The organism is Shewanella sp. 10N.286.52.A9 (genome assembly GCF_041468985.1).
Taxonomy (GTDB): domain Bacteria; phylum Pseudomonadota; class Gammaproteobacteria; order Enterobacterales; family Shewanellaceae; genus Shewanella; species Shewanella japonica.
The window spans coordinates 15,835-40,163 of the sequence record NZ_JBFRJQ010000029.1 but is presented as its reverse complement, the minus strand read 5'-3'; the positions used below and the strand labels follow the sequence as shown (position 1 = coordinate 40,163).

Below are 24,329 nucleotides of genomic sequence, written 5' to 3'. Positions count from 1 at the left end.
AGCATTAGATATTATCTAAATTGGCTAATAACCCGTGGGCATGCTTAAGTATACGAGCCCTGTCAGCCTCTGATTTTTTAAGCCAATTGGCGTACACCATTCTAGTGCGAGGGTTGGCATTAAAACGGTGTTGATGCTTATCCATAAAGTGCCAGTACATCGAGTTCAGCGGGCACGCATCCTCTGTGTCAATTTGATTCACCTTGTAGTGGCAGTCTGTGCAATAGTCGCTCATTTTTTTAATATAGTTACCGCTAGCGGCATAGGCTTTTGAACCTACAATGCCACCATCAGCAAACTGGCTCATCCCTCGGGTGTTGGGCATTTCAACCCACTCAATCGCATCGATATAAATACCTAAATACCACTGGTCTACTTCATCAGGGTGAATGCCTGCAATCAGGCAAAAGTTACCCGTGACCATTAAACGCTGAATATGATGAGCATAGGCATAATCGAGGGATTGTTTAATGGCATGATGTTGACAATTCATCTTGGTATTAGCGTCCCAAAACCAGCTGGGCAAAGCTTGGGTTGCATCTAAATGGTTTAACTGTTGATACTCGGGCATATTGGCCCAATACACGCCACGGACAAATTCACGCCAACCTAAAATTTGACGAACAAATCCTTCAATTTGAGCTAGTGAGATGGCACCCTCTGCTTGGCGATAAGATGCAATCGCGGTATCGACCACATGTTGTGGACTGAGCATTTTGCTATTAATGGCAAAGGATAACCGAGAGTGGTATAAGCTCCATTGTCGCTGAGAAAGCAAGGTATCAAGTTGGCCTGTCATCGCATCTTGAAATTGGCCAAAACGCACTAAACAAACACGACAAAAATACACTAATAAATCCTGTGACTCCTTACGTGTTACTGGCCAAAGCAAGGTCTGTGACATGTTACCTATGGTGTGAATGTCATGGCGTTTTAGCCGTGCAATTATTTCGCTAACATCATGACTAAAGACTAACGCTTCGGGTACATGTTCAAAGTCGGCAGGAGTTAACTTTTTCCTGTTTTCAGCATCATAGTTCCATTGCCCACCTTCTGGATTGTCTCCATCCATCAGTAAATTAACGCGTTTACGCATCTTGCGATAAAAGTGCTCTAAACGATGTTTCTTACCCGCTTTGAAGTACTCATTGAGCTCTGAATCAGACAAATAAAAGTGTTCAGTTTCGTAGGCTTGAGTCGTAACACCTGTGTTGAAATTCATGTCATTTGCTAACTGCTCTCGCAGGCGATACTCATCAGGCAACTGATACTCAAACTGCGTAGCTTGGTATTGCTCAATCAGGCTATGGAGTAATTCAGGTAAATCTGTAAATGACGCAGTGTCATCTATCGTTAAATAGCACACACGATGCCCAGCTTGCTGCAGTGCCTTAGCAAAGGCGGCCATTGCTGCAAAAAAAGCACACACCTTTTGCCCATGATGACGGGTGTAGTTTGTTTCTTGTTTTAGCTCAGCAATAACATATAAAGTCTCTGGACAGGTCTGGCGAAACCAAGAGTGTGACGCATTAAGTTGATCGCCTAAAATCAGTCGTAATCGATTGGCTGTTTTCATGACGTTTCCTTTTTAACTAATGGCTTATTAGCTAATTCAGCCTTAGTCAGTGTTGTATTAACGAGTAAGCTATTTGCGGGTAAGGTTTTCGCTACGCTTGCAATGACTGATCGTCTTTCACCCGCACAGCGCTTAGAGCAGTACTTCACATTAGGCCAATCCCGCTTCCATTTTTTACGCCAACTAAATGGTCGCTGGCACACTAGACATATTTTGTTTGGTAAGGTGCTTTTTATCCCTTGTGATTTTCTCATCAGTCCTGCCTAACATGTCGCTGCAATAAGCGTTGGGCCTCTTGCTTGACTTGAGGTCGGCTGCGCCATTGCCACAATAGGCTTTGTGCAGCTTTATAGCTTTGGCTTAGGTCGACAATTGGCTCAGGGTATTCAATACCGAGTTGCACTTGATGCATCATTTGCTCCATTGGTGACAACATCCAAGGGGAATGCACTAAAGGAGCTGGAATATCTGCCAGTTCAGGTAACCACTTTTTGACAAACTCGCCATCAGAATCTTTTTCGATACCTTGCTTTACAGGGTTATAAATCCGAATGGTATTGATACCAGTAACCCCAGCTTGCATTTGGAATTGGCTGTAATGGATCCCTGGCTCAAAGTCTAAAAACAGCTGGGCAAGATGCTGCACACCTAAACGCCAATCAAGCTGTAAATGATGGGTCAAAAAACTCACTAACATGGCACGCATTCTAAAGTTGATGTAGCCCGTGTGAATTAAACATCGCATACACGCATCCACCATAGGAATACCTGTTTTACCGGTTTTCCAAGCCTCTAACTTGAGCATAGCAGCAACCCCTTCGGCTCGTGGTAAATCAATGTAGCCACGATTGACCGGTCTAAACTCCATTGCTGATTCACTTTCAAACTTTTGGATAAAATGGCAATGCCAGTGCAGCCTTGAGCTTAACGCCACCAGACTGCGCCGCCAGCCTTTGGTGTTCCAGTGTTGTAAAAGTTGCTGGTATACCTGACGCAAACTTATGTTGCCCCACGCCAAATATGCCGACAGGCGTGAACAGTGGGTTTGGCTTAACAGTGGGCTCGATAATGAGTACGCATAAGATTGGCCACGCCCTTCAAAAAACGACGTTAGCGTTTGCCAAGCTGATTGTTCGCCACCATATTGAAATGTGCCTATAGCGTTGGGCAGCGAGGCAGCACATCGACTCAATGAACCTCTCGCTTCATCATCAATCAGCCAATCAATTACCGATAAATCAATATTTGCTAAGGGCGCACGCATGACCTTTTGCCAGTGCTTGTCCCAATTTTGCCTATCAGATAAACCTCGTATCACTGCCGCATAGGGTGTTTCATGCCAATCAATACCTTGAATTTCACACCATTGCCCAACCTCAATGTCACGTTCAAAGGTACTATTAAGCCCCACCTCTTGATGTGAATATAACGCAGATATACCAAATTGCTGATGTAAGTCTGTTAAGGTTTCTGTCACGTTATCAAGGCTGCAACGTAATGCGCCTTGAGGGACTCGGTGCTGGATATCCTGCAAGGATTGATTGATAAACTGTAAGTGGCGAGCGGAAGTGTGTTTGTCGTTAACGACTATGGGCTCAAAACAATATAAAAGTAATACAGGCAAACCCGAATTAATTGCCTCCAATAAAGGTGCGTGATCAGACAAGCGTAGGTCTCGTTTTAGCCACACAACCGCTATAGGCATTAGCCAGCCTCCTGATGTTCTTGTGGCCAATCGGCAGCATCAAGGCTATCTAAGTTTAACGCTAGCTCTTGCTGCCATTGCTCGCCCAACCAATGGCGAATAAAAACATGCTGAGGGTCGTACATGGCTGTTTGTTTTTCGATATTGAAATGGCGACCACCACGTGGATCGACACCAACACCAGCAATGTACTGCCAGTTTCCCCAGTTAGATGCCACATCATAATCAATCAATTGTTGCTCAAAATAGGCAGCGCCATAGCGCCAATCAAGGCCTAATTCATTCACTAAACAACTGGCTACAATCTGTCGTCCACGGTTAGACATGTAACCCGTCGTATTAAGCTGTTTCATGCAAGCGTTGACCAAAGGATAAGGAGTATTACCTAAGCACCATTTTTTAAATCGCTCAGGGAAAAAACTCGTCAGAGGCTTGACTGTTGCTTGGCCTTTAAAATGGAATAACTGCGGGCCATGCTGCCAAGCAAGCCAATGAAAATACTCCCGCCAAAGCAGCTCAAAGCCTATCCAGTATGTAGACTCATTCGCGCCATGTATGCGCTCATATTGCTTTAGCTGTGACCATAACGCCCTTGCCGACACATTACCGAAAGCGAGAAATGGACTGAATTTAGTCGAATGTTCAAAGCCATCGAGTGCATTACGAGTTTGTTTATAGTCGCTGGCATAATGACTCGAAAAATAATGTTCAATATGCTTATTAGCCGCCTTTTCACCGCCAGAAAATATAGCGGAAGATGGCGCTTGAAACTGACTGAAGTCGGTTTCATATTGGCTGACTAAGGTGATTGGTTGTAGCGAAATACCATTGAAGGTATCGCAAGGTAACTCCACCGCTAACTTCGCCTTTTCAACTTTACGGCGAAACTGCGAGAAGCTGTTCATTGCTTCAGTATAAGGCGCCATTTGCTGTTGATTGAACAAACCATTATTCCACTGTGCAAGTAGAGTGACATCTGGCAGGTTTTTACCTATTTGCTGCCAAGATTGCCTTTCATCCCAGCCCACTGATTTACTGTAACCTAGCGCATTTATGCGGTTTTGTTCGGCCAACTGAGTAACCACTGCAACTGGATTACCAAAATATAACTGCAATGAGTGCCCTAATACACTGAGCTGTTGTTGAAGGTCTGCCAAGGATTGCAGTAAAAAACTGAGTTTGTGTGGCCCCATTGATTGCTGCTGGTAACATCTTGGTGTAAACCATTGCTCATCAAACACATAGGCAAAAGCCAAACTTGGCGTTTGCTGGTTTGAGCGACCACCATGCTGCACCGATTGCGCGTGACGCAATAACGAATTCAGCGCCACGTTGTCGTGTAAGCGAAGGTCTTGAGTAAACACAAATAAGCAGCGATTGTCTGACAAAACACACCCTAGAGATTATTCAAACATGCTATTGATACGAAGCGCACACCAGAAAGGTTTACTAGAAAAGTGAACAGCTAAGTGAGAGGTGGGAAGATCTGTACTGAACAATAGCAAATAGGCTATACCGCTTTGCTATGGTTTATGTCGCTCTGCTATGGTTTATGCCGCTTTGCTAAGGGTTAAGTCGCTCTGCTATGGTTTATGCCGCTTTGCTAAGGCTTATGCCGCTCTGCTATGGTTTAAGTCGCTCTGCTATAGCTTTTGATTCACAGCTAAAGGAAATGTTAGGGATCGTTTGGCTGCCCTTTGGTGCGAGACTTGCGACTGGCATTTTGTTGCTGCTCAAGTTCACGTTGATGGTTTTCATGATTAACCAGCACTAGGGTTAAATACATTTTCGTCGGCAATGACAACACCATCCCAAATGCCACACACATGGCGCTGAGAATAATCCCCTTCACGCCCATCACTTCAACAGTATGGTTAAAGTTATGTAGATAAATGCCAAGTAAAATCAGACAAATGCCACAACAAATACAAGTTCTAAGTATCACTATTAACGTTGAGCTTTTTATCATGGTTCACATCCTTGATAATAAATCTGAGCAAGTTATATCTCGAATCGAGCGTATATCGCTATTTAGGTGCTCTACATCCTTATTCTAGGTAAACATGAGACGCTTGATCTACCCATTCAAATTAAGCAATTTATCCTTAGCCTAAGTTTTTTAAACGGTAACTTATATCGTCTAGCAAAACGCTTAGTGCTTAAGTAACCAACCTAATTACCCCAAGGGTTATTTGGATCTTGTGATGGCGCTGGGCGATTTTTATTACGAGATTTATTTTGAGCATGATTATTTTGAACATAGTTATCTCGCGCTCTGGGTTTATCTTTACCGTACTTGTTAGGGCGACTGTTGTTTCGTTTCATTTCTTCGTAATCAGCTGTGGCCTTTTCACGCATTTCTGCAATTAACTCAACTGTCAGCTCTTGCGGCTTACGTGGCACGATGCCATCAGCAAAGCCACGTTCACGGGGTTTTAGCTCAAACTGGGCTGCACTGCCTTTTGGCATGCTTTTAAAACGATACAGATAAAAGCTTTCAACGCGTTCTCGCGCCCATTCGGTTTTCTTTAAAAACTTAAGGCATGACTCTAAACTGGGATTATTATTGAAACACTCTAAGCGCAGGGCTGCGTATAAAATCTTCCAGTCATAAAAATCGACTAGCTCAGCGACCATTGTTTCTGATTTTAAACCATGCAGTGGATTGTTTCGTTGTAGTTCAACCATAAGAGATCCCAAAAATGCCGATGAGCGAAATATAAACCTCATAATAGCAAGCAATCTACACGCTTAGCTATCTCGCTGGGTGTTTATCCCAAAAGCTTTTTCTGTTCACTACGATACTTTTTACTCTGATGGCGATAATTGGTCTTTCCTTGTTCTAATAAACTCGGTATAACGGCGCAATGAAAATCCCAAAACGAATCCAACCTCTGGTTGAAGAAGGCTTAGTCGACGACGTCCTGCGCCAATTAATGAGCGGCAAGGAAGCCAGTGTTTATGTAGTGCGCTGCGGCGATGATATTCGCTGCGCCAAAGTCTATAAAGATGTTGATAAGCGCAGCTTTAAACAAGCCGTTCAATACCAAGAGGGACGAAAAGTTCGTAATAGCCGTCGCACCCGAGCGATGGAGAAAGGCTCTAAGTTCGGCCGAGATCAGCAAGAAGAAGCTTGGCAAAACGCCGAAGTTGATGCGCTATATAAATTAGCTGCTGCGGGTGTTCGCGTGCCTGAGCCTTATGGTTGTTTTTCTGGTGTGTTACTAATGGAGCTCGTCACTGACAGTGAGGGCGTTGTCGCCCCTCGACTTAATGATGTTGTCTTTTCAAAAGAAGATGCCATACGCGATCACGCCAGTATGATTGAATACGCTAAATTAATGTTATGTGCTGGGCTTATTCACGGAGACTTATCAGAGTTTAACGTGCTGGTTGATGACAAAGGCCCGGTGATTATCGACTTGCCACAAGCGGTTGATGCCGCAGCCAACAATAATGCTGTGTGGATGTTCGCCCGTGATGTAAACAACATGACAAACTACTACAGCCAGTTTGCCCCAGAGCTTGCTAACACCCAATATGCCAAAGAAATGTGGGCATTATTTGAAGCAGGAGAACTAACGCCAGACACTGAACTTACTGGTGAATTTGCAGAAAGCGAACACATCGCTGATGTTGACTCTGTGCTTGAAGAAATCAACGCAGCACGGGAAGAAGAACAAGAAAGACTGCAACGCATTATTGATGCTAATGAAGATTGATGCCAATGAAGATTGTTAAGCGAAACCTGAATGCAAATCATATCTACCAGCGAGTGAAGTAACTTACTCACTCGCTTTGGCAACGATAAAACACGACTAAAATAATCGCTAAAGCAATCACTAAAGCCCAAGCGTGTTGAACATTGGGCTTCATCATACAGCCTACCTATTTAGCTAAGTTCCTCCCTCCTATCAAATCAATTTGAAAATACTACCCCCGTTAACAATGTTAATTTCAGGTTAGTGATATTGCGCATTTTATTTGTGATTTTTATATTAAATTTACGAACTCATTCACAATCTGAAATGGGATAACGAACTTAGATTAACGAGCTTGGCTCTCATAAGCACTTACACAATAAATAAGTCATCTTATGAGTACTATCGAATCAATCACCTTAATGCTAGCGCTAGTCTATAGCATCAGTTTACTTTACTGGAGTAAACAAAAATGGGGCGCAGCTATTAGCGCTGTATTACTTGGCTCTGCCCTGTTAATGACTCTCCATTGGCCGTTATTTGTCGGCCTAGTCGTGGCACTGGTTGCGGTGACAATGTTAAATAAGTTTCAACCTGCACTGGCCCAAGGCGGCGCTGTTGCTGGCGAAAGCTCAAGAGGCAATAACAAAGCCAACCAATTACGAGAAATGATAAGACACTTACTGGCGTTATCTATGCTGCTTGTTGGGGTACAATTTGCCATCAATTCCGCCATGCTTAAAGCAGGAGTCGAACCCATATTGGTTCGTCCAGATATCGGCGATGCCTTTTTACCGATTGCAGGCGGAATAGAACTTAAAGCCATTTTAGGGCTAGGGTTATGGGATAAAAATCACCCTTCTGCTGCCGTCATGTTAGTGGTGGTTTTACTCACAGGCTTATTATGTAAGCGCGCCTTTTGTGGCTGGGCATGCCCACTTGGATTAGCTGGCGATTACCTTTACGCCCTTAGAAAGAAGTTCATCAAACAAGAGTTTGCTCCACCAGCTTGGTTAGACTGGATATTGCGCATGCTTAAATACTTGCTAATGGCAGCGCTGATTTTATTAGTCTTCACAATGCCACTTGCCAGTATTCCTCATTATCTTGATGGTTATTATCACAAAGTCGCAGACTTAAAGATGGCGCTGTTTTTCTTAAAACCTACCATCATAAGCCTTATCTGTTTCAGTATTATTCTTGGTATTGCCGCTTGGAAGAAACAAGGATTTTGCCGATATATTTGCCCTTATGGTGCATTTTTAGGGCTACTCAGTTTTTTAAGTCCGTTCAAAATACGCCGCACCACTGAACAATGTTTAATTGAAGGCAAAGGGATGAAGTGCGATAAATGTACTCGCGCTTGTCCAGCTAACATTATCGTTCACACTCAAACGACAATTCGTAGCGACGAATGCCAAGCTTGCATGAAGTGCATCTCAGCTTGCCCTAAACAAGAGGCGCTGCATCTTAGCACTCGTTGGGGAACTAAAATGTCTGCTAGAGGCTTAACAATATTACTGCTGTCATTGCTATTTATGATCCCACTTTGGGCATATGTTGGTGGTTTTTGGCATAGCGAAACTCCAACAGAAATAAGAATGATGTTAATACAACATTTAGGCAGTATTGGTCATTAACAGCTATTTGTTAGCTTCAAAGTGATATCACTGAATCCACAATATCATCCATAAAAATGATGCTAACGTCATTGAGGCAGCATTGGTCACTAACAGCTATTTGGATTCAATGGGGTATCACTGAATTCACAATATCATCCTTAAAAATGACGCTAACGTCACTGAGGCAGCATTGGTCATTAACAGCTATTTGTTAGATTCAAAGTGATATCAATGAATCCACAATATCATCCTTAAAAATGACGCTAACGTCACTGAGGCAGTATTGGTCATTAACAGCTATTTATTAGATTCAAAGTGATATCAATGAATCCACAATATCATCCATAAAAATGCCGCTAACGTCATTGAGGTTAGCGGCATTACTTTTACCCGTTCAGTTAAACTGTATTTGAGGTACTATGCCGCTTTACAGGCGGCTTCTGCCTGGCTTGCTAAGTATTCATCAAACGTACCGTGGAAGCTCACTAACTGCTTGTCTTTCACATCAATGATATGAGTTGCCAATGACGATACGAACTCGCGGTCATGGCTAACAAAAATCAACGTACCTTCAAATAATTTAAGGGCGTTATTTAATGCTTCAATGGCTTCCATATCCATGTGGTTGGTCGGTTCATCCATGACTAATACGTTAACGTCTTGCATCATTAACTTGCCGTATAACAAGCGATTCTTTTCACCACCTGAGCAATTACGGGCTTTCTTGTTCGCGTCATCTTCAGTGAATAACAAACGCCCTAGCATGCCACGCACCATTAAATCGTTATGCTTTGGCGTTCGCCATTGCGACATCCAATCAAACAAAGACAAGTCATTATCAAAGTCTTTGCTGCTGTCCTGTGGGCAGTAACCAATCGCAGCGTTTTCAGACCATTTGATGGTGCCATGGTTATTAGCTAATTCGTTGACTAAACAACGCAGTAATGTGGTTTTACCGACACCGTTTTCGCCAATAACCGCAAGCTTAGCCCCCGCTTCTAATATTAAATCGCCACCTGCAAATAAGCTTTCACCGTCAAAGCCATGACCTAATTCTTCAAGCACTAATGCCTGACGGTGCATTTTTTTACTTTCATCAAATCGCAGTGATGGCGTCATACGGCTCGATGCCTTCACTTCATCTAAACTGATTTTCTCAAGTTTTTTAGCACGAGAGCTTGCTTGTTTTGCTTTCGAGGCATTGGCGCCGAAACGATTAACGAAGTCTTGCAGCTCTGCCATTTCGGCACTCTTTTTAGCATTACCTGCTAATAATTGTTCTTGAATTAACCCAGAAGCTTCAAGGAAGTATTCGTAGTTACCAGGATAAATTCGCAGCTCACCGTAATCAATATCGGCCATGTGAGTACAAACGGAGTTCAAGAAATGTCTATCATGTGAAATGATAATCATGGTGCACTTACGTTGATTAAGTTCACCTGCCAACCAAGAAATAGTATGAATATCCAAGTTGTTGGTCGGTTCATCAAGTAACAAAATATCTGGGTTTGAAAATAGCGCCTGTGCCAGTAAAACCCGCAGTTTCCAGCCCGGTGCAACTTGTTGCATTAAACCAAAATGATAATGCTCTTCAATACCTGCTTCTAATAGGATTTCACCGGCACGAGATTCTGCGCTGTAGCCATCCATTTCAGCAAATTCACTTTCAAGTTCAGCGACTTTCATGCCGTCTTCTTCACTCATTTCTGGTAACGAGTAAATACGGTCACGCTCTTGCTTCACTTCCCATAGTTTTGCATCACCCATGATCACAGTATCAACCACACTGTATTGCTCGAATGCGAACTGATCTTGGCTCAATGTACCGACTTTCAAACCGGGAGTAATCGAGACATTACCAGAACTCGGTGCTAACGCGCCGCTAAGGATTTTCATGAATGTTGATTTACCACAACCATTAGCACCAATTAGACCATAACGGTTACCGTGGCCAAATTTAGCGGAGATATTTTCAAACAATGGCTCTGCGCCAAACTGCATGGTGATGTTGTTTGTACTAATGATAGTGGTAACCCTCGGGATAAATAGTAGAAAAAGTGAGCTTAAAAGCAGCGCGGCAGTATACAGACTCTACTGTGTATTAGATACCCGAAAGATGAGTTTAATAGGTATTGTTAATAGATATTTGTTAATAGGTATTTGTTAATAAGAACTTGTTGATAAGAACTTATTAATAAGAACTTATAAATAGCCACGTGTTAATAGGGGCTTGGAGCATGGACTGGGAAGTAAGGGACATATTCGCAGTTTTGGTTAGCTATCGGCTTAGTGTCCCATAAGCAAAAATGTAAATTGAAAGACACTATCATGCAAAATATTGTTGGTGTATTCATGGCCACGATAATTGGGGGACCAAAATAAAGGCAGAACAGTTATCGACTTACTCTTGGACAGAAATGGGTTAGGAATTAAGTCTTAGCTAATGAGCATTTAATAGAAAAATAATTATGTTTACTCTGCCCCACTTATTCAGTCTACCCCTGTTTTCAAAGAAACTTATCAGCGACTAGTCGCTGCTGGAAAGCCAAAGAAAGTAGCCATAATTGCCTGTATTAGAAAGTGGGTTGTAACACAGACTTCCATGCTAAGAGATGATGTAATGTGGGAAGTACCAAAAGCTCAAAATTAGCTATTGACGCCATAGTCTCTTGTTATGTGTTTTTGCTCATCTCATATTTAACTAATGACTTCAATGTAGAAAGAACTTCTTTCACAGTATTAGTGCTATTTTCATAGGACTCATATGATGAACGATCCGATTTATTATTTATTTCAACCATATCAAATTGATGATGGACTTTTAACAACGTAGTTTGAGTCGATTTTGGGTCAAAAGTTATACTTGGAAAGTAAAGTGTTACAAGCATTTCAATTTTGTCTGAAAGCTCAACACTATCAGCCATTTTATCAAGTGTTATTTGGTCAGATGGAGAATTATTGTATAGTCTTGATAATATATCAAAACATAGCCTTTCATAAGCATAAGTAGCAGATGCTAGTTCTTCTAATTTTGTAACTTTAAGATTTTTAATATCCTTTCTGCTATTAAACCATTGGTTTAATAGCAACAAGAAAATAGCCAAACATGTTGAAACTAAAATAGAAAATAGTGTCGCTTGCTGTGCTGCTGTCTCAAAGGTTTTTTGGAACCACGCAATCATAAATACACTCTCAAAATACAATTAAACACATAACGCCTCATTAAGAGGCTTAATATAGTGGGCTACAATTGAGCGGAGCGAAAGCCCGCTGTATTTAGTCCAGCTTAAATGACTTGTTATGTATTCCATTGATAACACCATTCGCTAGCTTATTGAGGTATTCTTTTGCAATGCTTGCTATGAATGAATGTGCTTCTGATAACTCCATACTTGGAGTTTTGTTTTCTTTAACAGCTTGTTTAAACCCATGCCTAGAATCCAAGCCTGACAATGTGTAGTTGTTAGCCGTATTCGTAAAAGCTTTCCTTAACTTCTTGTCTACCGAAATTTCTATACTTGTTTTTTTTGATAGCGCTTCTAATGTCTCAAGAGTTTTATAATAGTTAATATAACTTCCTTCAACTGCGAAGTATTTCAATATCAAATAAGCATCTTCACGCTCAGTGGCCAAGTTCATCATAAAAAAACGAACATCTAATTTTTGTACTTTTTCAAATTCCTGATTATATAGGTAGTCTGAAATATTTGGTTTCCCTAATAAAGCTAATATATTTCTTTTTTGGGGTTTTCCAACTCTAACTCCATCATGTAGTAATTCAGCTAACTCAAGTTTCCGCACATTTTCAGATAATATTGACGAAACTCCATTGTATAAGCTTGCTAGCTCATACCCTATTTGCCACACAACGTCAGGATCGTCTTCGTCATCAAAATATACAGATGAAAGACGAAAGTCATCATTCATGCAATCATTGTGGTGATCAATCCCACCAGAAATATCAAAGTATAAATTCTCTCGTCCCTCTGAGTAACCTCTAAAACATTGAGAATCACCGTCTAAATAGAATTCCCATTTTACCGCATCGGTCAAAACTAGCTCCTGATACATAACAGCTTATTATATAGCTGCTCGATAATCTTCCGGCTAAAATTCAGCTTAGCAGCAACCATGCCAAGCCAACCGTCTGTTTAGTATGGATAAAACTAAAATTTAAGATCTGTTTTATTAATATAAAGCCCGCAAAAATGAGCGCTTTGATGTAGAGGTCTCTACAACCTTTTATCAATAACTTTAGATTCAACAACTTATCAAATAACTAGAAGTTTATCGAGCGTAAATCAGCCAATTTTTACTCTCTTTACTCAAGAATCATTCGTGTAAAATTATAACAACGCTCGTGTATACGGAAACGCCCAAAGTTATTAGCTTTGGGCGTTTCTTCTTACAAATTTGGTTACAACAAACCGAGCTTTAAAGTGTCATATGCAGAATTGGAAATGGTTTTCCCATATCATCGAGTGGCGATCGCGAAACGACTTTAAACCCCATATGCTCGTAGAAGCCTACTGCCTGTGGGTTTTGTTCATTAACATCGACCTTGGTTGCACCTAACTGCTCTAGTGCGTATTGCAGTAGCACTTTACCAACGCCTTGCCCTCTTGCCTCGTTTAAGATGAAAAGCATTTCAATCTTTGAGTCGTGGATACCCACAAAACCTTGTATTGAACCTGTTTCATTTTTAACACATCTTAACGTGACAGCAGGAAAAGCCTGCTCAATGATAATAGGTTTAAAAAATTCAATGTCTGCTTCTGTTATGAAGTCATGCGTAGCTCGGACTGAGTTTTCCCAAACATTAAGCATTTCTGCGTAATTTTCGGGAAGCACATTTTCTACAATCATTATGGTTTCTCTATCGTTGACTGAAATTTATGTGCAGCCGCGAGAGTGTATTTTATCGACAAAATAGATAACCGTCCATGTACTATCGACTTTGCTTGTGTCGACTTTGCTTGTGTCGACTTTGCTTTTGTCGACTTGGCTTTAGCCGACTTTGTTTTAGCCGACTTTGTTTTTGTCGACTTTGCTTTTGTTCGGCAATAAACCAAGCATCATCGCAGGAGTGAATAGCAACGCTTTCACAGAGTGAAGTAGAAACTGATTGAGGCAAAAACAGAATTAGCACAGCAAACGAAGAGCAAAGCTAAATACCCATCACAGGAACTCTTTCGCCATCTTGTTCATTTCGTCTTGTCTATCTCTTCTTGCCTATTTCGAGAGTTGTCACTTTCGCCGTTCTATCAATAAAGAGTGAAAAAGCCGAAGCGACATGGCTGATACAAAAAGGGGGGAAGCTGGGCCACTCTTCGACGTACACTTAACAAAAGAGGGGGCAAAGCACTACGACGTTGACTTGTTCAAATGGCCAATAAGGCATAACGCGCCATCATACATTGCTAAACCTCTTTATTACGGCGCTGCCCATGTTAATGGTTCACACTGCTGCGGTTTAACTTGTAGTGGTTTGGGTTTGCGTTGTGTAGGTTTATCAAGCTCCTTTTTAGGCGCTGATTTAGCGGTGTAAAATTGTTGTTTCCACCAAGCGATGTCTTCACACCCATGACCTGGTTTTATCGGCTTTTGCGCCTTACAGTCTGGATTATCTTTGGGGCAGTTAAGGCGAACATGCATATGAGCGCTGTGCCCCCACCAAGGGCGCACTTTATTAAGCCAAACATCATCAGCTTGTGTGCGCTCATTACACAGCAGCTGTTTGATTGCACCATTAACAAATATTCGTGCAACTTGTGGATCTTGAGCTGCAACTTTTATCATCAGTTTATGTTGTGGGCTCCAAGCAGCGGTATCGATTGCGAACTCTTGGTTATCTACCACTGTCAGCGCACGCGGCGATTTAAGCTCAGCTTTACTAAGCGGCTTCTCAGTTAGTCTCAACCAGATATCAACATCTAAACCAATCTGATGACTGTTATGGCCATAATCAAACTGGCCACCACGGGGCATCGACATATCCCCCACTAGAATTTGCTCAATCCCTTCACCTTGCAATTGCACAGCATATTGCTGCACAAAGTTCACCAAATTCGGATGACCATAATATCGATCTCTTTGCGGCCTAATCACTTGAAACCCTTTGCCTGATAAGGGCAAAGCTTCTGCACCAGATAAACAGCCATTTGCATACTCGCCAATAGCTGCAGCGGGCCCTTTAAAAGGTGTTTTAGTATGCTCCCAAGGATTAAAGCGTGCCTGAATATTTGAGCTCGCCATAAGTAGCATCAAAATAATAACAACAGAAAAATACCGCATAACGACTCTCTTTTATTTGAACATTAAGCAAGGTACTAGCAAGGCTCAAAGCTAGGTTAAACTTCAGTTTTATAAGTGTAGAGGGGAATGACAAGAAGGTGGTTACTGTATGATAAAAATTAATAGAAGATTGCTATAGCAGACCATAGATCAAGTCGAATTAACAATGAAAAAAGCTGTCAAAACGTTTTGCGCAGTTACCAAGTATCCGCTTCAAATCTGGCAGTTCTAGCTTGCACTTCGGTACATTGCGTTTGCTGGATAAGCTCTGCAAGCGTAATACTAGGGGTTTCGGTGATTAATCGGATCAGTTTAGCTTCTAAAGGTTCCAGTTTATCGGCATGCACAATTAACGCCGCTGATACTTTCTTATTCAGGTAGGCAAAGGATTCTTGGCTTACTGAGTTAAGTTGACTATTAAAAGATTGAACCTTAATCGCCTCTCCTACTAGAGTCCAGTTTCTTGAACGGCGCACGCGCTTGAGCTCACAATGATGCTCAACAGCTATCACTTTTGCTTGATTAACACTCTCTCTGCCGATGCGATGAATAAGCGAAGGCAGTGAAATAGTGATAGCGTCTTTATGCATAGGATTTAGATTTTATTCTTAGGTGTTATTTTCAGATAAATGTCGAATTAACTTAGCAGGGGTGCCACCATAGAGGCAATCTGCAGGCACATCTTTTGTCACCACAGAGTTTGCAGCAATCACTGAACGAGCGCCAATTGTCACCCCTTGATTGATAATTGCATTACCACCAATCCATACATCATCTTCAACCACAATAGGTAAACAATGGGTCTGCCATTGCTGGCGCTGACGATAATCTAAATCATGGCTTGCCGAGTAAAACTGAGTATTCGGCCCGACAAGGACATTATTCCCCAGCGTGATAAAACTGCCATCAAGCATGGTGACATTAAGATTAATAAAGCTGTTATCACCTATTGAAATCGTTTTACCAAACTCACATGAAAAAGGTGAACGAATGACACTGCCTTCACCAAAGTGAGCAAATAAGCGCTTAAATAGCCCAAGGCGACTTGCGTCATCAACGGTCTGATTAAGCTCTACTAACATCAAGGTTGCATCATCACGCATGGCATTTAATTCTCTATCGCCACCATTAAATGCATGACCCGATGTCATTTTTTTAAACTCGCTCATGTTAATCCTTCGTCAGTCAATTATTTACCTTTCATCACTTTCAAAGATAATACTTGGGAATGGGTCGAGATGCTTTCAGTTTGTGTGAATTTAGCGACATACCTAAACTTTTTGAGATAAGAGAATCGTGTTTTTGAAGATAAAAAAATGCCAGTCAATTTACATCGACTGGCATTAGGCTGTAACAGTATTTGATTTGAACGGTGATAGTGGAGTGTCTATGTATTCAAATCACACTGTCTAAACTTAATTACTTAAGTTCAGCTGGCCATTCTTTCTCAACGCGTTTTTCTAGGAACAATGCTTTTGACGCTTTCATTGCTTCTAAGTCTAAACCGACAAGAGGTTGAACCTTCTCTTTAGTGTCGTATTTAGTCGCATCGTACTTGTACTCAGGCGCATACTTCTTCAATAACGCATTTGCTTCAGTTAATGCTGCATCTAGGATGGCATTAGACTTCTCAAGTAGGCGAATTGCTTCTTCAGGGTTATGAGCATGGATACCATGAGAGGCTGTTGCGCTATCCCAGAACCATTGCGCATTTCTGACTTTAATCAGTAAGCTATTCATTTCACCTGCTAGTGGTGTTTTCGCTTTTAGCGCAGCTTCATAGTTCGCTTTAGCTTCAGCAATACCTTTATTCGCTTCTAAACCTTCGACGCCATTGGCAGCCCAAATAGCTTGTGCTTTGAAGTGAACTTCAGTCAAACGAGGGTCGGTACCGTCAGCTTCAAAACGTAGCTTATTGATTTCAGCTTTACGCTCAGCAAAGATTTCTTTGAAGTCAGCACCATCATGACAGCCGATACAGCTTTTCGGTAATGTATCTGCTTCAAATGTCACTTTATGGTTCGAGTATTTAGCCCCTTTGTCGTTTGTTGCTTTTGGCATATGACACGTCGTACAACCAAACTCTAAATGGTTATCCATAGCGTGTTCGGTACGATCCATCATGTTCTCATATTCTGGATGTTGTGCTTTAAGCATTGGTGCACCAGATACGGCATTAGTCCAATCTTTAAAGCCACGGCTATCAAAGTAAGCGAGTTGCGCTTCAGCTGCAAAACCTTCATATAAACCGTCTGTTCCTGTGTAACCAACAAACTGTTTGTAGTCTGTTTTCTCACCTGGCACCCAGTAATCCATTGGGTATTTCACTTTCTTTTCATCAGTACCATCGAAGTAGTACTCAACATGACACTGGGCACAAGTTTGGCTTGCTTGCATCGTTGCATCTTGCTTAGAAAACTCTTTACCAATGGCTTTCATTGCACGGTCAGCATAAGGACGGCTAAGACGTAAGTCTTCTTTACCTAACTCATGACAATCCGCACAACCAATGGTGTTCGACATTTCGTGGCCCCAAGTAGACCATGCATTGTCTGAAAACTTGCCTTCACCCACTTCATCATACATGCGTGCTACATCAGGGGTTTTACATGACCAACAACTTGCAGCCATTGCTTCACCGACCATTTTTCCATCATGGCCGACCATTGGATGGCCTACACGTAAGGTTTTAATGATATCTGTTAGCGCAAAGTGATGACCACGTGCACGGTTGTAGTCTTTAGCGAAACCATACCCAGCCCAAGCACTCACGAGATTTGGATTACTGGCAAGTAAGTCGTCAAGTTTGCCTGATGCTGGCGTGCTTTCTTCTGTTTCAGCCCAAGTTTTATATTGTTCTGGGAAAGTTTTTTGCCAGTTTTCACTTTTATATAAATCAACTTCGCCAGCAACACTATAGCCAGTAAATGCGGTAGTAAGCATTACTGCAACAGCTAGTTTTCTTAATTTCATCATCATTCCTCATTAGGATTATTATATTTATGCTGGCATTGTTATCCCCTACAATTACCAAACACATTTTAAATACTCTCGTTAAAGCAATTAGTGCTCTTAGAGATTTTTTAAAATTTAAAAATCTAAAATATTTAAAACAATTATTATCATAATGAGCTAGGTGAAACAGGGCTTTGCTATATTAATGTGACTCCCTACAAACCAACGCTATTTACTTGTCTCAGTTCAAATTTTTACCTCTAAAAGAGATACCCCTTTAGGGGTAAAGTTTTCTGATAAATTCAAAATGGCCGTGCCTAACTTTCAACCTATTAAGGTAAAAAAACAGCTATAACGTTAAGATGAAGCTGAAAACAAAATAAAACAAATTTAAAAACCATTAAAAAACAAAAGCTTAAATTTATTCAAAATAATATAATTAAAATTCACTCGAATCTTAAATGGGTAACAGTTAGCACATTTTTACCTCACAAAAATCATTTAAATATAATCAAGATCAAGTTAAACAACCTATCTAACTTGCATTATTTTCAGAAAATAAAATTACTAGATCACTAAGCTTAATTTAACCTTAAATATAAATTAATTATCATTTCAGCTTATATTATTAACAGCAAATTTAGCAAAAAATATAATAAAAGAACCTAATTTAGTATCAGTAAACAATAACAAAATGACACATTCGTTAATTGTTACGCTGTATAAAGATGACCGTTATTTAATATAAAAAAAACGATATTGAGTGATACCCTAGACAATTAATATTTTCCCTAATATGCCAATGTCTTCACTATTTATTTGCTTGGCTTAAATATAATTTAAGGATAGTTAATGTTTGATGTACTGCTTTCAATTTGGCATCAAGATTTTGATGCTTTAATGGAAACTGTTTCGATATATCACTTAATGTTGATATTAGCGTTAATCTTATTTCTAGAATCAAGCTTTGTATTCTTACCCCTTCCCGGTGATGGTCTAGTGCTATTTGTTGGCGGCTTAGTCGGTTTAGGTGTTGTTGAGCTGCAATTGGCCATCGCATTACTGACCGTTGCTGCGGGTCTAGGCTCCTTTATTGCCTATATGCAAGGACGATGGCTGTCACACCACCCTATGGTCAACAAAATCGAGAAAGGACTACCAGACAATACCTTACAGCGGGCATCTGATTTACTCGAGAAGTATGGCTTCCTCGCACTGTTTTTTTCACGGTTTATACCTTTTGTGCGGGTACTCACTCCAATGCTAATGGGGATCAGAAAGCTTGGCGTTAAACGCACTGTATTAATGAGCGTTACCAGTGCACTGATATGGACTACAACCCTGTTATTTATTGGTCAATGGGTAATGAATAACCCCCTGTTGAGTGACTATCAAGAAACCTTAAATAAAGCATTTTTAGTGGTGAGTATGAGCTTAATGCTATCAGCTACTGCAGCCATGGTGTTTCGTTTTTCAAAAAAGTCTAAAAGTCATAATCAATGATTTCTACTGATTGTCTAAAGCAAAAGTATTAGCGTAAAGGGCTTGTCATCACATATAACACAGGGTTGTGCTAAGCTTCATTTGATATCAATAATATCAAGTCATTAGCTTGAAATAACTTGCCTAACTAGCAGCTCAGTTATGTTCAATCCAATACAGCATATTTGTTGAATCTAAGGTAAGTATCCCTTTTATGCAGGAGGCATTAAATGCAAGACTATGTGAGTCAAATCGATATTAATCAATATTTGCCCATCATCATCGATGGCGGGATCAATGTATTACTCGCTGCGCTTATACTCATCGTTGGCCTATATGTCGCTAACAAAGCAAGCGCAATTATTAATAAAATTGGTGAGAGCTACGATAAACTCGACAACACCCTATTTCGTTTTTTAGGCAGTGTCGCTAAGTATGTCATTCTTGCATTTGTGGCCATTGCCGTATTAAACCGCTTTGGGGTACAAACCGCATCCATTGTTGCCTTATTAGGTGCAGCAGGTTTGGCAGTTGGCTTAGCACTGCAAGGGACGCTGTCTAACTTAGCTGCCGGCGTTATGCTGTTATTATTCCGCCCTTATAAAGTGGGCGACTTTATTAGTGCAGCCGATCGATTCGGTAATGTTCAAGAAATTGATTTATTCACAACCATTCTTAAAACCTTCGATAATCAGCATATTATTGTTCCTAACAGCCAAATTTGGGGTGCGCAAATCGTTAACCATTCATTCCATGATATTCGTGGTGTGGATATGCATTTTGGCGTGGCTTACAAAGAGAATACCGATGAAGTAAGAAAAGTGATTGATGCAGTGCTTGCCGCTCATCCTCATGTGTTACAAGACCCAGCTCCTTTTGTTGAAGTTGAAACCCTCAATAACAGTTCAGTGGATTTTCTCGTAAGGCCATTTTGTCATGGTGAACACTACTTTGACATCTTGTACTCGATCCCTGAGCAGGTTAAAAAAGCCCTTGATGAAGCGGGAATCGAAATTCCTTTCCCACACAGAAAAGTCATTATTGAGAAAGAAAAATAGTCAATTAGCGGTTATCATTAACGAGCAAGCGCCTATAGCCTTGCTCGTTTTCTATTTATCATAACTTGCTATTGTTACCCCTTGAGCCTCAATCCTTCGCTTAAAGCACATTTCAGTCGAGTTTATCGCCGTTTTAACGTTATAATCCCTGCGCAAAAAATCGTGATAACGATTCATCCTATTATTCAAAGAAGTAGAAATAACCCCATGACGCCAGAACGTTTAGCCCGCATCAATGAAATGCTTGATAACCGCCAAGTCGACCTCACTGTGTGTCTCGATAAGGTTCATAAAACCAATAATATCGCTGCTACAGTCCGCACTGCCGATAGCGTAGGTATTCATCAAATTCATGCTGTCATGCCAGAAGATTCATTATGGGTGTCGGGTAATACATCGTCAGGTAGTCACCGCTGGGTTAACACGATTAAGCATGTAACTTATCAAGAAGCGTATCAGCAGTTTAGAGCACAGGGAATGCAGGTATTAGCGACGACATTTTCAGACACTGCCGTGGATTTTCGTGAGATTGATTACACTAAACCGACGGTAATTGTACTGGGTAACGAACGAGATGGTGTTAGCCAAGAAGCAATTGACTCCGCCGATCAGCATATCATTATTCCTATGGTAGGCATGGTGCAATCACTCAATGTCTCTGTTGCTGGTGCTTTGATCATGTATGAGGCGCAGCGTCAACGCCAAGAGGCTGGACTGTATAACAACAGGCAATTAGACCATGAATATTGCCAAACTAAGTTATTTGAGCAAGGTCACCCTGTTTACGCTAAAGCCTGTCGAAGAAAGAATATTCCTTACCCAGCGATAGATGAATTAGGACAAATCAGTGCTGATGATGACTGGTGGGATCGCATGCGCGCTCCCGATCCAAATGAAGCATTGGATGAGTAAATATTACTCGTATTAGCTTCATCACGTTAACTCAACAGCGCCGCTCTGCCATGTATTTGCCGGAGCGGATGTTGAGAAAAACCGATATACGCCAAAGTTGAATGCCCTCTTGATTACCTAAGCAAAAATAACGCTATTGCGACGGCCAATTTAAAAATAATTTACAAAAATAATTTACAAAAAATATAAACTAAATAAATCATATGGTTAGATAGTTTTATTGATTTTAACTCAATATCTAAACCCACTCCCCCTTTTCAAATAAAAACTGCATATCACTGAATATTAAATCACACACTTCGCAAAACAGAACAATAAACCTCATCTCAATTTGAATATTTATTCATCAAAAATTCATTTCATCGAGCACGACTCCTTTACTTAATTTTATTTACATTTATTTTACAACTGTAACAACTAAAGATACATTGATCGTCACAGCGAGCTAAAACAGATTTTTTCGCTGTAAAAATTATAATAAACAATTTTTTACTCTGAATAACATGGAAGATAGTTATGACAAAAAATAAAGCCACAACAGTGCTAGGACTGTCTGTGTTGGCACTTTCGATCTCTGCCAGCATCAACGCAGCACCTGTTTTTACACCAAATGTGAATAGTAATTCACCTCAGCTCGACCAACAAAACCCACTGCCAAAGCGTTATATCGTTAAATTTAAAAATGCCAATGCTGCAGCAGCTGGCTTTTCAACATCTGCATCCTCCGATGCCATAAGTGATGCCCAATACGAACCTAGAAGCAATGAAGTCTTTTCTCATTTTCGCGCCATGAACAGTGTTTCAGCGAAAGAAATGAAGCGAATTGGGCGCAGTAATAGCTATAGCGTTAAGCTCGATAGTAAAAACCTACAAGCACTGAGATATCGTGCCGATGTTGATTACGTTGAAGAAGATGTACCACGTCGATTATTAAGTGAAAGCACTCCTTGGGGTCAGACTTATGTCGGCGCAACAGCTGTCAGTGATAGCCAAGCGGGCAATCGTACAATCTGTATTATTGATTCTGGATACGACTTGGGTCATAACGACTTAAACGCCAACAATGTCACTGGCACCAATAACTCTGGCACTAACAATTGGTATGAGCCAGGAGCTGGAAATGCCCACGGTACTCACGTTGCTGGTACCATTGCAGCTATCGCTAACAATGAAGGTGTTGTTGGTGTTATGCCAAATCAAAACGCGAACATCCATGTGATTAAAGTGTTTAATGCTTCTGGTTGGGGTTATTCATCCGATCTAGTCGCAGCTGTCGATACTTGTGTGAATAACAACGCTGATGTTGTCACCATGAGTTTAGGTGGTTCAGGCTCTAGTAACACAGAGAGAAATGCGCTCGCTGCCCATGAAAATAACGGTGTGTTATTGATTGCAGCTGCAGGTAATGATGGTAATTCAACTCTGAGCTACCCAGCATCTTATGACTCTGTCATGTCAGTAGCGGCGGTCGATAGCAATAAAGACCATGCGGCATTTTCGCAGTTCACTGCGCAAGTCGAAATCTCAGGTCCCGGTGAAGCAATTTTATCAACGGTGACCCGAGGCGAAGGTCGTTTAGCTGATATTACTATTAACGGTCAATCGTATTTTGATAATGGCGTTGTGCCGCATAACCGCTATGTACTTTCTGGTTCAAACCATGTCAGTACTCCTTTTATCGGCTCTGCAACGGGTGAGTTGGCAGAATGTACCGTTAACGGCAGTAGTTTTAACTGTGGCAACATGAACAATAAAATTTGTTTAGTTGAACGTATTGGCAACCAAGGGACAAGTTACCCTGATATTAACGCTGTTAAAGCTTGTGAAGCCGCAGGTGCTAGCGCGTCAATTGTCTACAGTAATACCGCCTTACCAGGACTACAAAACCCATTTTTAGTCGACAGTAATAACGAAGCCCCTATTGTGTCTGTCTCAGTCGATCGCGCTACAGGTCTGGCACTGAGAAATCAAATCGGCGCAACTGCAACAGTCAGCAATACCGATAATGAAGATTACGAGTACTACAATGGTACATCTATGGCCACACCACATGTATCAGGTGTCGCAACATTAGTGTGGAGTCATCACCCAGAATGTAGTGCGGCCCAAGTACGTGCTGCGCTTAATGCAACAGCTGAAGACTTAGATGTTGCAGGTCGTGATAACCGAACCGGTTATGGCTTGGTTGATGCCCAAGCAGCTAAAGCTTATTTGGATGCTTCTTGTAATGGGCCAACAGATCCTGGCACAGGTGTCGGTGATAATGAGCTGGTCAATGGCGTGGCTAAATCTAATTTAAGTGGCGCAACAGGTGATGAGTTATTTTACACAATTGATGTACCTGCAGGAGCTACAGACTTAAGCTTTACTATGAGCGGCGGTAGCGGTGACGCTGATTTATACGTGCAATATGGCGCAGCACCAACCACCAGCAGCTATGACTGTCGTCCTTGGAAAGGCGGAAATGCTGAGTCTTGTCCTATCGCTTCAGCGCAAACGGGTACATACCATGTCATGGTGCGAGGTTATAGTGCATTTAGTGGCGTGAGTTTAGTGGCTAACTACACTGATTCGACTGGCGGTGGCAGTGGCGGCACCGGCGGCGCTGCAACTTACTCAAACAATACTAGCTATAACATTCCTGATAACAGCAGTGTAGGCGCTAGTAGCACCTTATCTGCAACACGCACGGGTGACTCAGGTGAAATCACCGTCAGCGTCAATATTAGTCATACTTACATCGGTGATTTAAAAGTCGAGCTATATAGCCCTACTGGTCAAGTTGCTGTACTGCATGACAACAGTGGCGGCAGTGCCAATGACATAGTTAACACCTATACGGTTGATATGTCAGGTGTTGAGTCATCTGGAAATTGGACGCTAAAAGCGGTTGATAGTGCACGACGAGATACTGGAACAATAAACGCTTGGGAGTTAAGTTTTCAATAACTCGGCCCTGTACGTAATGGGCAAGTTATAGTGCCTATGTTGCTGTAGCACTATATCTTTCTTATGCCTGCCAGC

At 41.4% G+C, this 24,329-nt stretch carries 20 protein-coding genes and 2 pseudogenes; 8 read left to right on the top strand and 14 right to left on the bottom strand.

Annotated elements, in window-relative coordinates:
• Nucleotides 1-4: 4 nt before the first annotated feature.
• From AB4128_RS18205 to AB4128_RS18180, 6 genes and pseudogenes are all read right to left on the bottom strand, one after another.
• Nucleotides 5-1,576, bottom strand: a complete 1,572-nt coding sequence (locus tag AB4128_RS18205; protein ID WP_372038548.1) for a cryptochrome/photolyase family protein — start codon at nucleotides 1,574-1,576, stop codon at nucleotides 5-7.
• Between the two features lie 107 nt (nucleotides 1,577-1,683).
• A pseudogene (locus AB4128_RS18200) lies at nucleotides 1,684-1,830 on the bottom strand (DUF2256 domain-containing protein); the annotation flags it as partial.
• On the bottom strand, nucleotides 1,830-3,281 hold the full coding sequence (locus AB4128_RS18195) for an FAD-binding domain-containing protein (RefSeq protein WP_372038547.1): 1,452 nt from the start codon (nucleotides 3,279-3,281) through the stop codon (nucleotides 1,830-1,832). The gene AB4128_RS18195 and the pseudogene AB4128_RS18200, both read right to left, overlap by 1 nt.
• Nucleotides 3,281-4,669, bottom strand: coding sequence for a DASH family cryptochrome (locus AB4128_RS18190; RefSeq protein ID WP_372038546.1), 1,389 nt, complete (start codon nucleotides 4,667-4,669; stop codon nucleotides 3,281-3,283). Before AB4128_RS18190 ends, AB4128_RS18195 begins: the two co-directional genes overlap by 1 nt.
• A gap of 287 nt (nucleotides 4,670-4,956) precedes the next feature.
• Nucleotides 4,957-5,247, bottom strand: coding sequence for a hypothetical protein (locus AB4128_RS18185; RefSeq protein ID WP_372038564.1), 291 nt, complete (start codon nucleotides 5,245-5,247; stop codon nucleotides 4,957-4,959).
• 206 nt (nucleotides 5,248-5,453) lie between these two features.
• A complete protein-coding gene (locus tag AB4128_RS18180) occupies nucleotides 5,454-5,969 on the bottom strand; it encodes a VF530 family DNA-binding protein (RefSeq protein WP_372038545.1) in 516 nt (171 codons plus the stop codon).
• A gap of 179 nt (nucleotides 5,970-6,148) precedes the next feature.
• Between AB4128_RS18180 and AB4128_RS18175 the strand changes: the two genes are divergently transcribed.
• Together AB4128_RS18175 and AB4128_RS18170 are read left to right on the top strand one after the other, a co-directional pair.
• A complete protein-coding gene (locus tag AB4128_RS18175; RefSeq protein WP_372038544.1) occupies nucleotides 6,149-7,003 on the top strand; it encodes a PA4780 family RIO1-like protein kinase in 855 nt (284 codons plus the stop codon).
• A 374-nt stretch (nucleotides 7,004-7,377) separates the two neighbouring features.
• A complete protein-coding gene (locus AB4128_RS18170) occupies nucleotides 7,378-8,622 on the top strand; it encodes a 4Fe-4S binding protein (protein WP_055024850.1) in 1,245 nt (414 codons plus the stop codon).
• A 399-nt stretch (nucleotides 8,623-9,021) separates the two neighbouring features.
• Here the strand turns inward: AB4128_RS18170 and AB4128_RS18165 are convergent, their stop codons facing one another.
• On the bottom strand, nucleotides 9,022-10,629 hold the full coding sequence (locus AB4128_RS18165; RefSeq protein WP_372038563.1) for an ABC-F family ATPase: 1,608 nt from the start codon (nucleotides 10,627-10,629) through the stop codon (nucleotides 9,022-9,024).
• A gap of 460 nt (nucleotides 10,630-11,089) precedes the next feature.
• Between AB4128_RS18165 and AB4128_RS18160 the strand changes: the two are divergent.
• Nucleotides 11,090-11,254: pseudogene (locus AB4128_RS18160) on the top strand (IS110 family transposase); the annotation flags it as partial.
• Nucleotides 11,255-11,276: 22 nt separating this feature from the next.
• Here the strand turns inward: AB4128_RS18160 and AB4128_RS18155 are convergent.
• The 3 genes from AB4128_RS18155 to AB4128_RS18145 all read right to left on the bottom strand — a co-directional run bounded on the left by AB4128_RS18155 (nucleotide 11,277) and on the right by AB4128_RS18145 (nucleotide 13,470).
• Nucleotides 11,277-11,786, bottom strand: a complete 510-nt coding sequence (locus AB4128_RS18155) for a hypothetical protein (protein ID WP_299568374.1) — start codon at nucleotides 11,784-11,786, stop codon at nucleotides 11,277-11,279.
• 94 nt (nucleotides 11,787-11,880) lie between these two features.
• On the bottom strand, nucleotides 11,881-12,657 hold the full coding sequence (locus AB4128_RS18150; RefSeq protein WP_372038543.1) for a hypothetical protein: 777 nt from the start codon (nucleotides 12,655-12,657) through the stop codon (nucleotides 11,881-11,883).
• 381 nt (nucleotides 12,658-13,038) lie between these two features.
• Nucleotides 13,039-13,470, bottom strand: coding sequence for a GNAT family N-acetyltransferase (locus tag AB4128_RS18145; RefSeq protein WP_119967611.1), 432 nt, complete (start codon nucleotides 13,468-13,470; stop codon nucleotides 13,039-13,041).
• A 45-nt stretch (nucleotides 13,471-13,515) separates the two neighbouring features.
• Here AB4128_RS18145 and AB4128_RS18140 point away from each other — a divergent pair, with 45 nt between their 5' ends.
• Nucleotides 13,516-13,671 (top strand): hypothetical protein, encoded by a 156-nt coding sequence (locus tag AB4128_RS18140; RefSeq protein WP_372038541.1) that lies wholly within the window; start codon nucleotides 13,516-13,518, stop codon nucleotides 13,669-13,671.
• A gap of 366 nt (nucleotides 13,672-14,037) precedes the next feature.
• Here AB4128_RS18140 and mepA read toward each other — a convergent pair whose 3' ends face one another.
• The 4 genes from mepA to AB4128_RS18120 form a co-directional block, all read right to left on the bottom strand.
• Nucleotides 14,038-14,898 carry a penicillin-insensitive murein endopeptidase gene (mepA, locus tag AB4128_RS18135; RefSeq protein ID WP_372038540.1) on the bottom strand — a complete coding sequence of 287 codons (861 nt, stop codon included), beginning with the start codon at nucleotides 14,896-14,898 and terminating at the stop codon, nucleotides 14,038-14,040.
• 197 nt (nucleotides 14,899-15,095) lie between these two features.
• The gene (locus AB4128_RS18130) at nucleotides 15,096-15,488 is read right to left on the bottom strand and encodes a ribosome recycling factor family protein (protein WP_372038539.1); all 393 of its coding nucleotides are present in this window, start codon (nucleotides 15,486-15,488) and stop codon (nucleotides 15,096-15,098) included.
• 18 nt (nucleotides 15,489-15,506) lie between these two features.
• On the bottom strand, nucleotides 15,507-16,067 hold the full coding sequence (locus tag AB4128_RS18125) for a sugar O-acetyltransferase (protein ID WP_372038538.1): 561 nt from the start codon (nucleotides 16,065-16,067) through the stop codon (nucleotides 15,507-15,509).
• Between the two features lie 250 nt (nucleotides 16,068-16,317).
• Nucleotides 16,318-17,871 carry an ammonia-forming cytochrome c nitrite reductase subunit c552 gene (locus tag AB4128_RS18120; protein ID WP_192022154.1) on the bottom strand — a complete coding sequence of 518 codons (1,554 nt, stop codon included), beginning with the start codon at nucleotides 17,869-17,871 and terminating at the stop codon, nucleotides 16,318-16,320.
• 834 nt (nucleotides 17,872-18,705) lie between these two features.
• On the opposite strand from AB4128_RS18120, the gene AB4128_RS18115 reads away from it, so the two are divergent.
• From AB4128_RS18115 to AB4128_RS18100, 4 genes are all read left to right on the top strand, one after another.
• Nucleotides 18,706-19,356: a DedA family protein gene (locus AB4128_RS18115; RefSeq protein WP_055022534.1), complete on the top strand. Its 651-nt coding sequence runs from the start codon at nucleotides 18,706-18,708 to the stop codon at nucleotides 19,354-19,356.
• A gap of 209 nt (nucleotides 19,357-19,565) precedes the next feature.
• Complete coding sequence (locus AB4128_RS18110; RefSeq protein ID WP_055022535.1) at nucleotides 19,566-20,393, top strand: mechanosensitive ion channel family protein; 828 nt, start codon at nucleotides 19,566-19,568, stop codon at nucleotides 20,391-20,393.
• Nucleotides 20,394-20,600: 207 nt separating this feature from the next.
• Nucleotides 20,601-21,305, top strand: a complete 705-nt coding sequence (trmH, locus tag AB4128_RS18105; RefSeq protein ID WP_065109898.1) for a tRNA (guanosine(18)-2'-O)-methyltransferase TrmH — start codon at nucleotides 20,601-20,603, stop codon at nucleotides 21,303-21,305.
• Between the two features lie 516 nt (nucleotides 21,306-21,821).
• Nucleotides 21,822-24,254 (top strand): S8 family serine peptidase, encoded by a 2,433-nt coding sequence (locus AB4128_RS18100; RefSeq protein ID WP_080914979.1) that lies wholly within the window; start codon nucleotides 21,822-21,824, stop codon nucleotides 24,252-24,254.
• Nucleotides 24,255-24,329 lie beyond the last annotated feature (75 nt).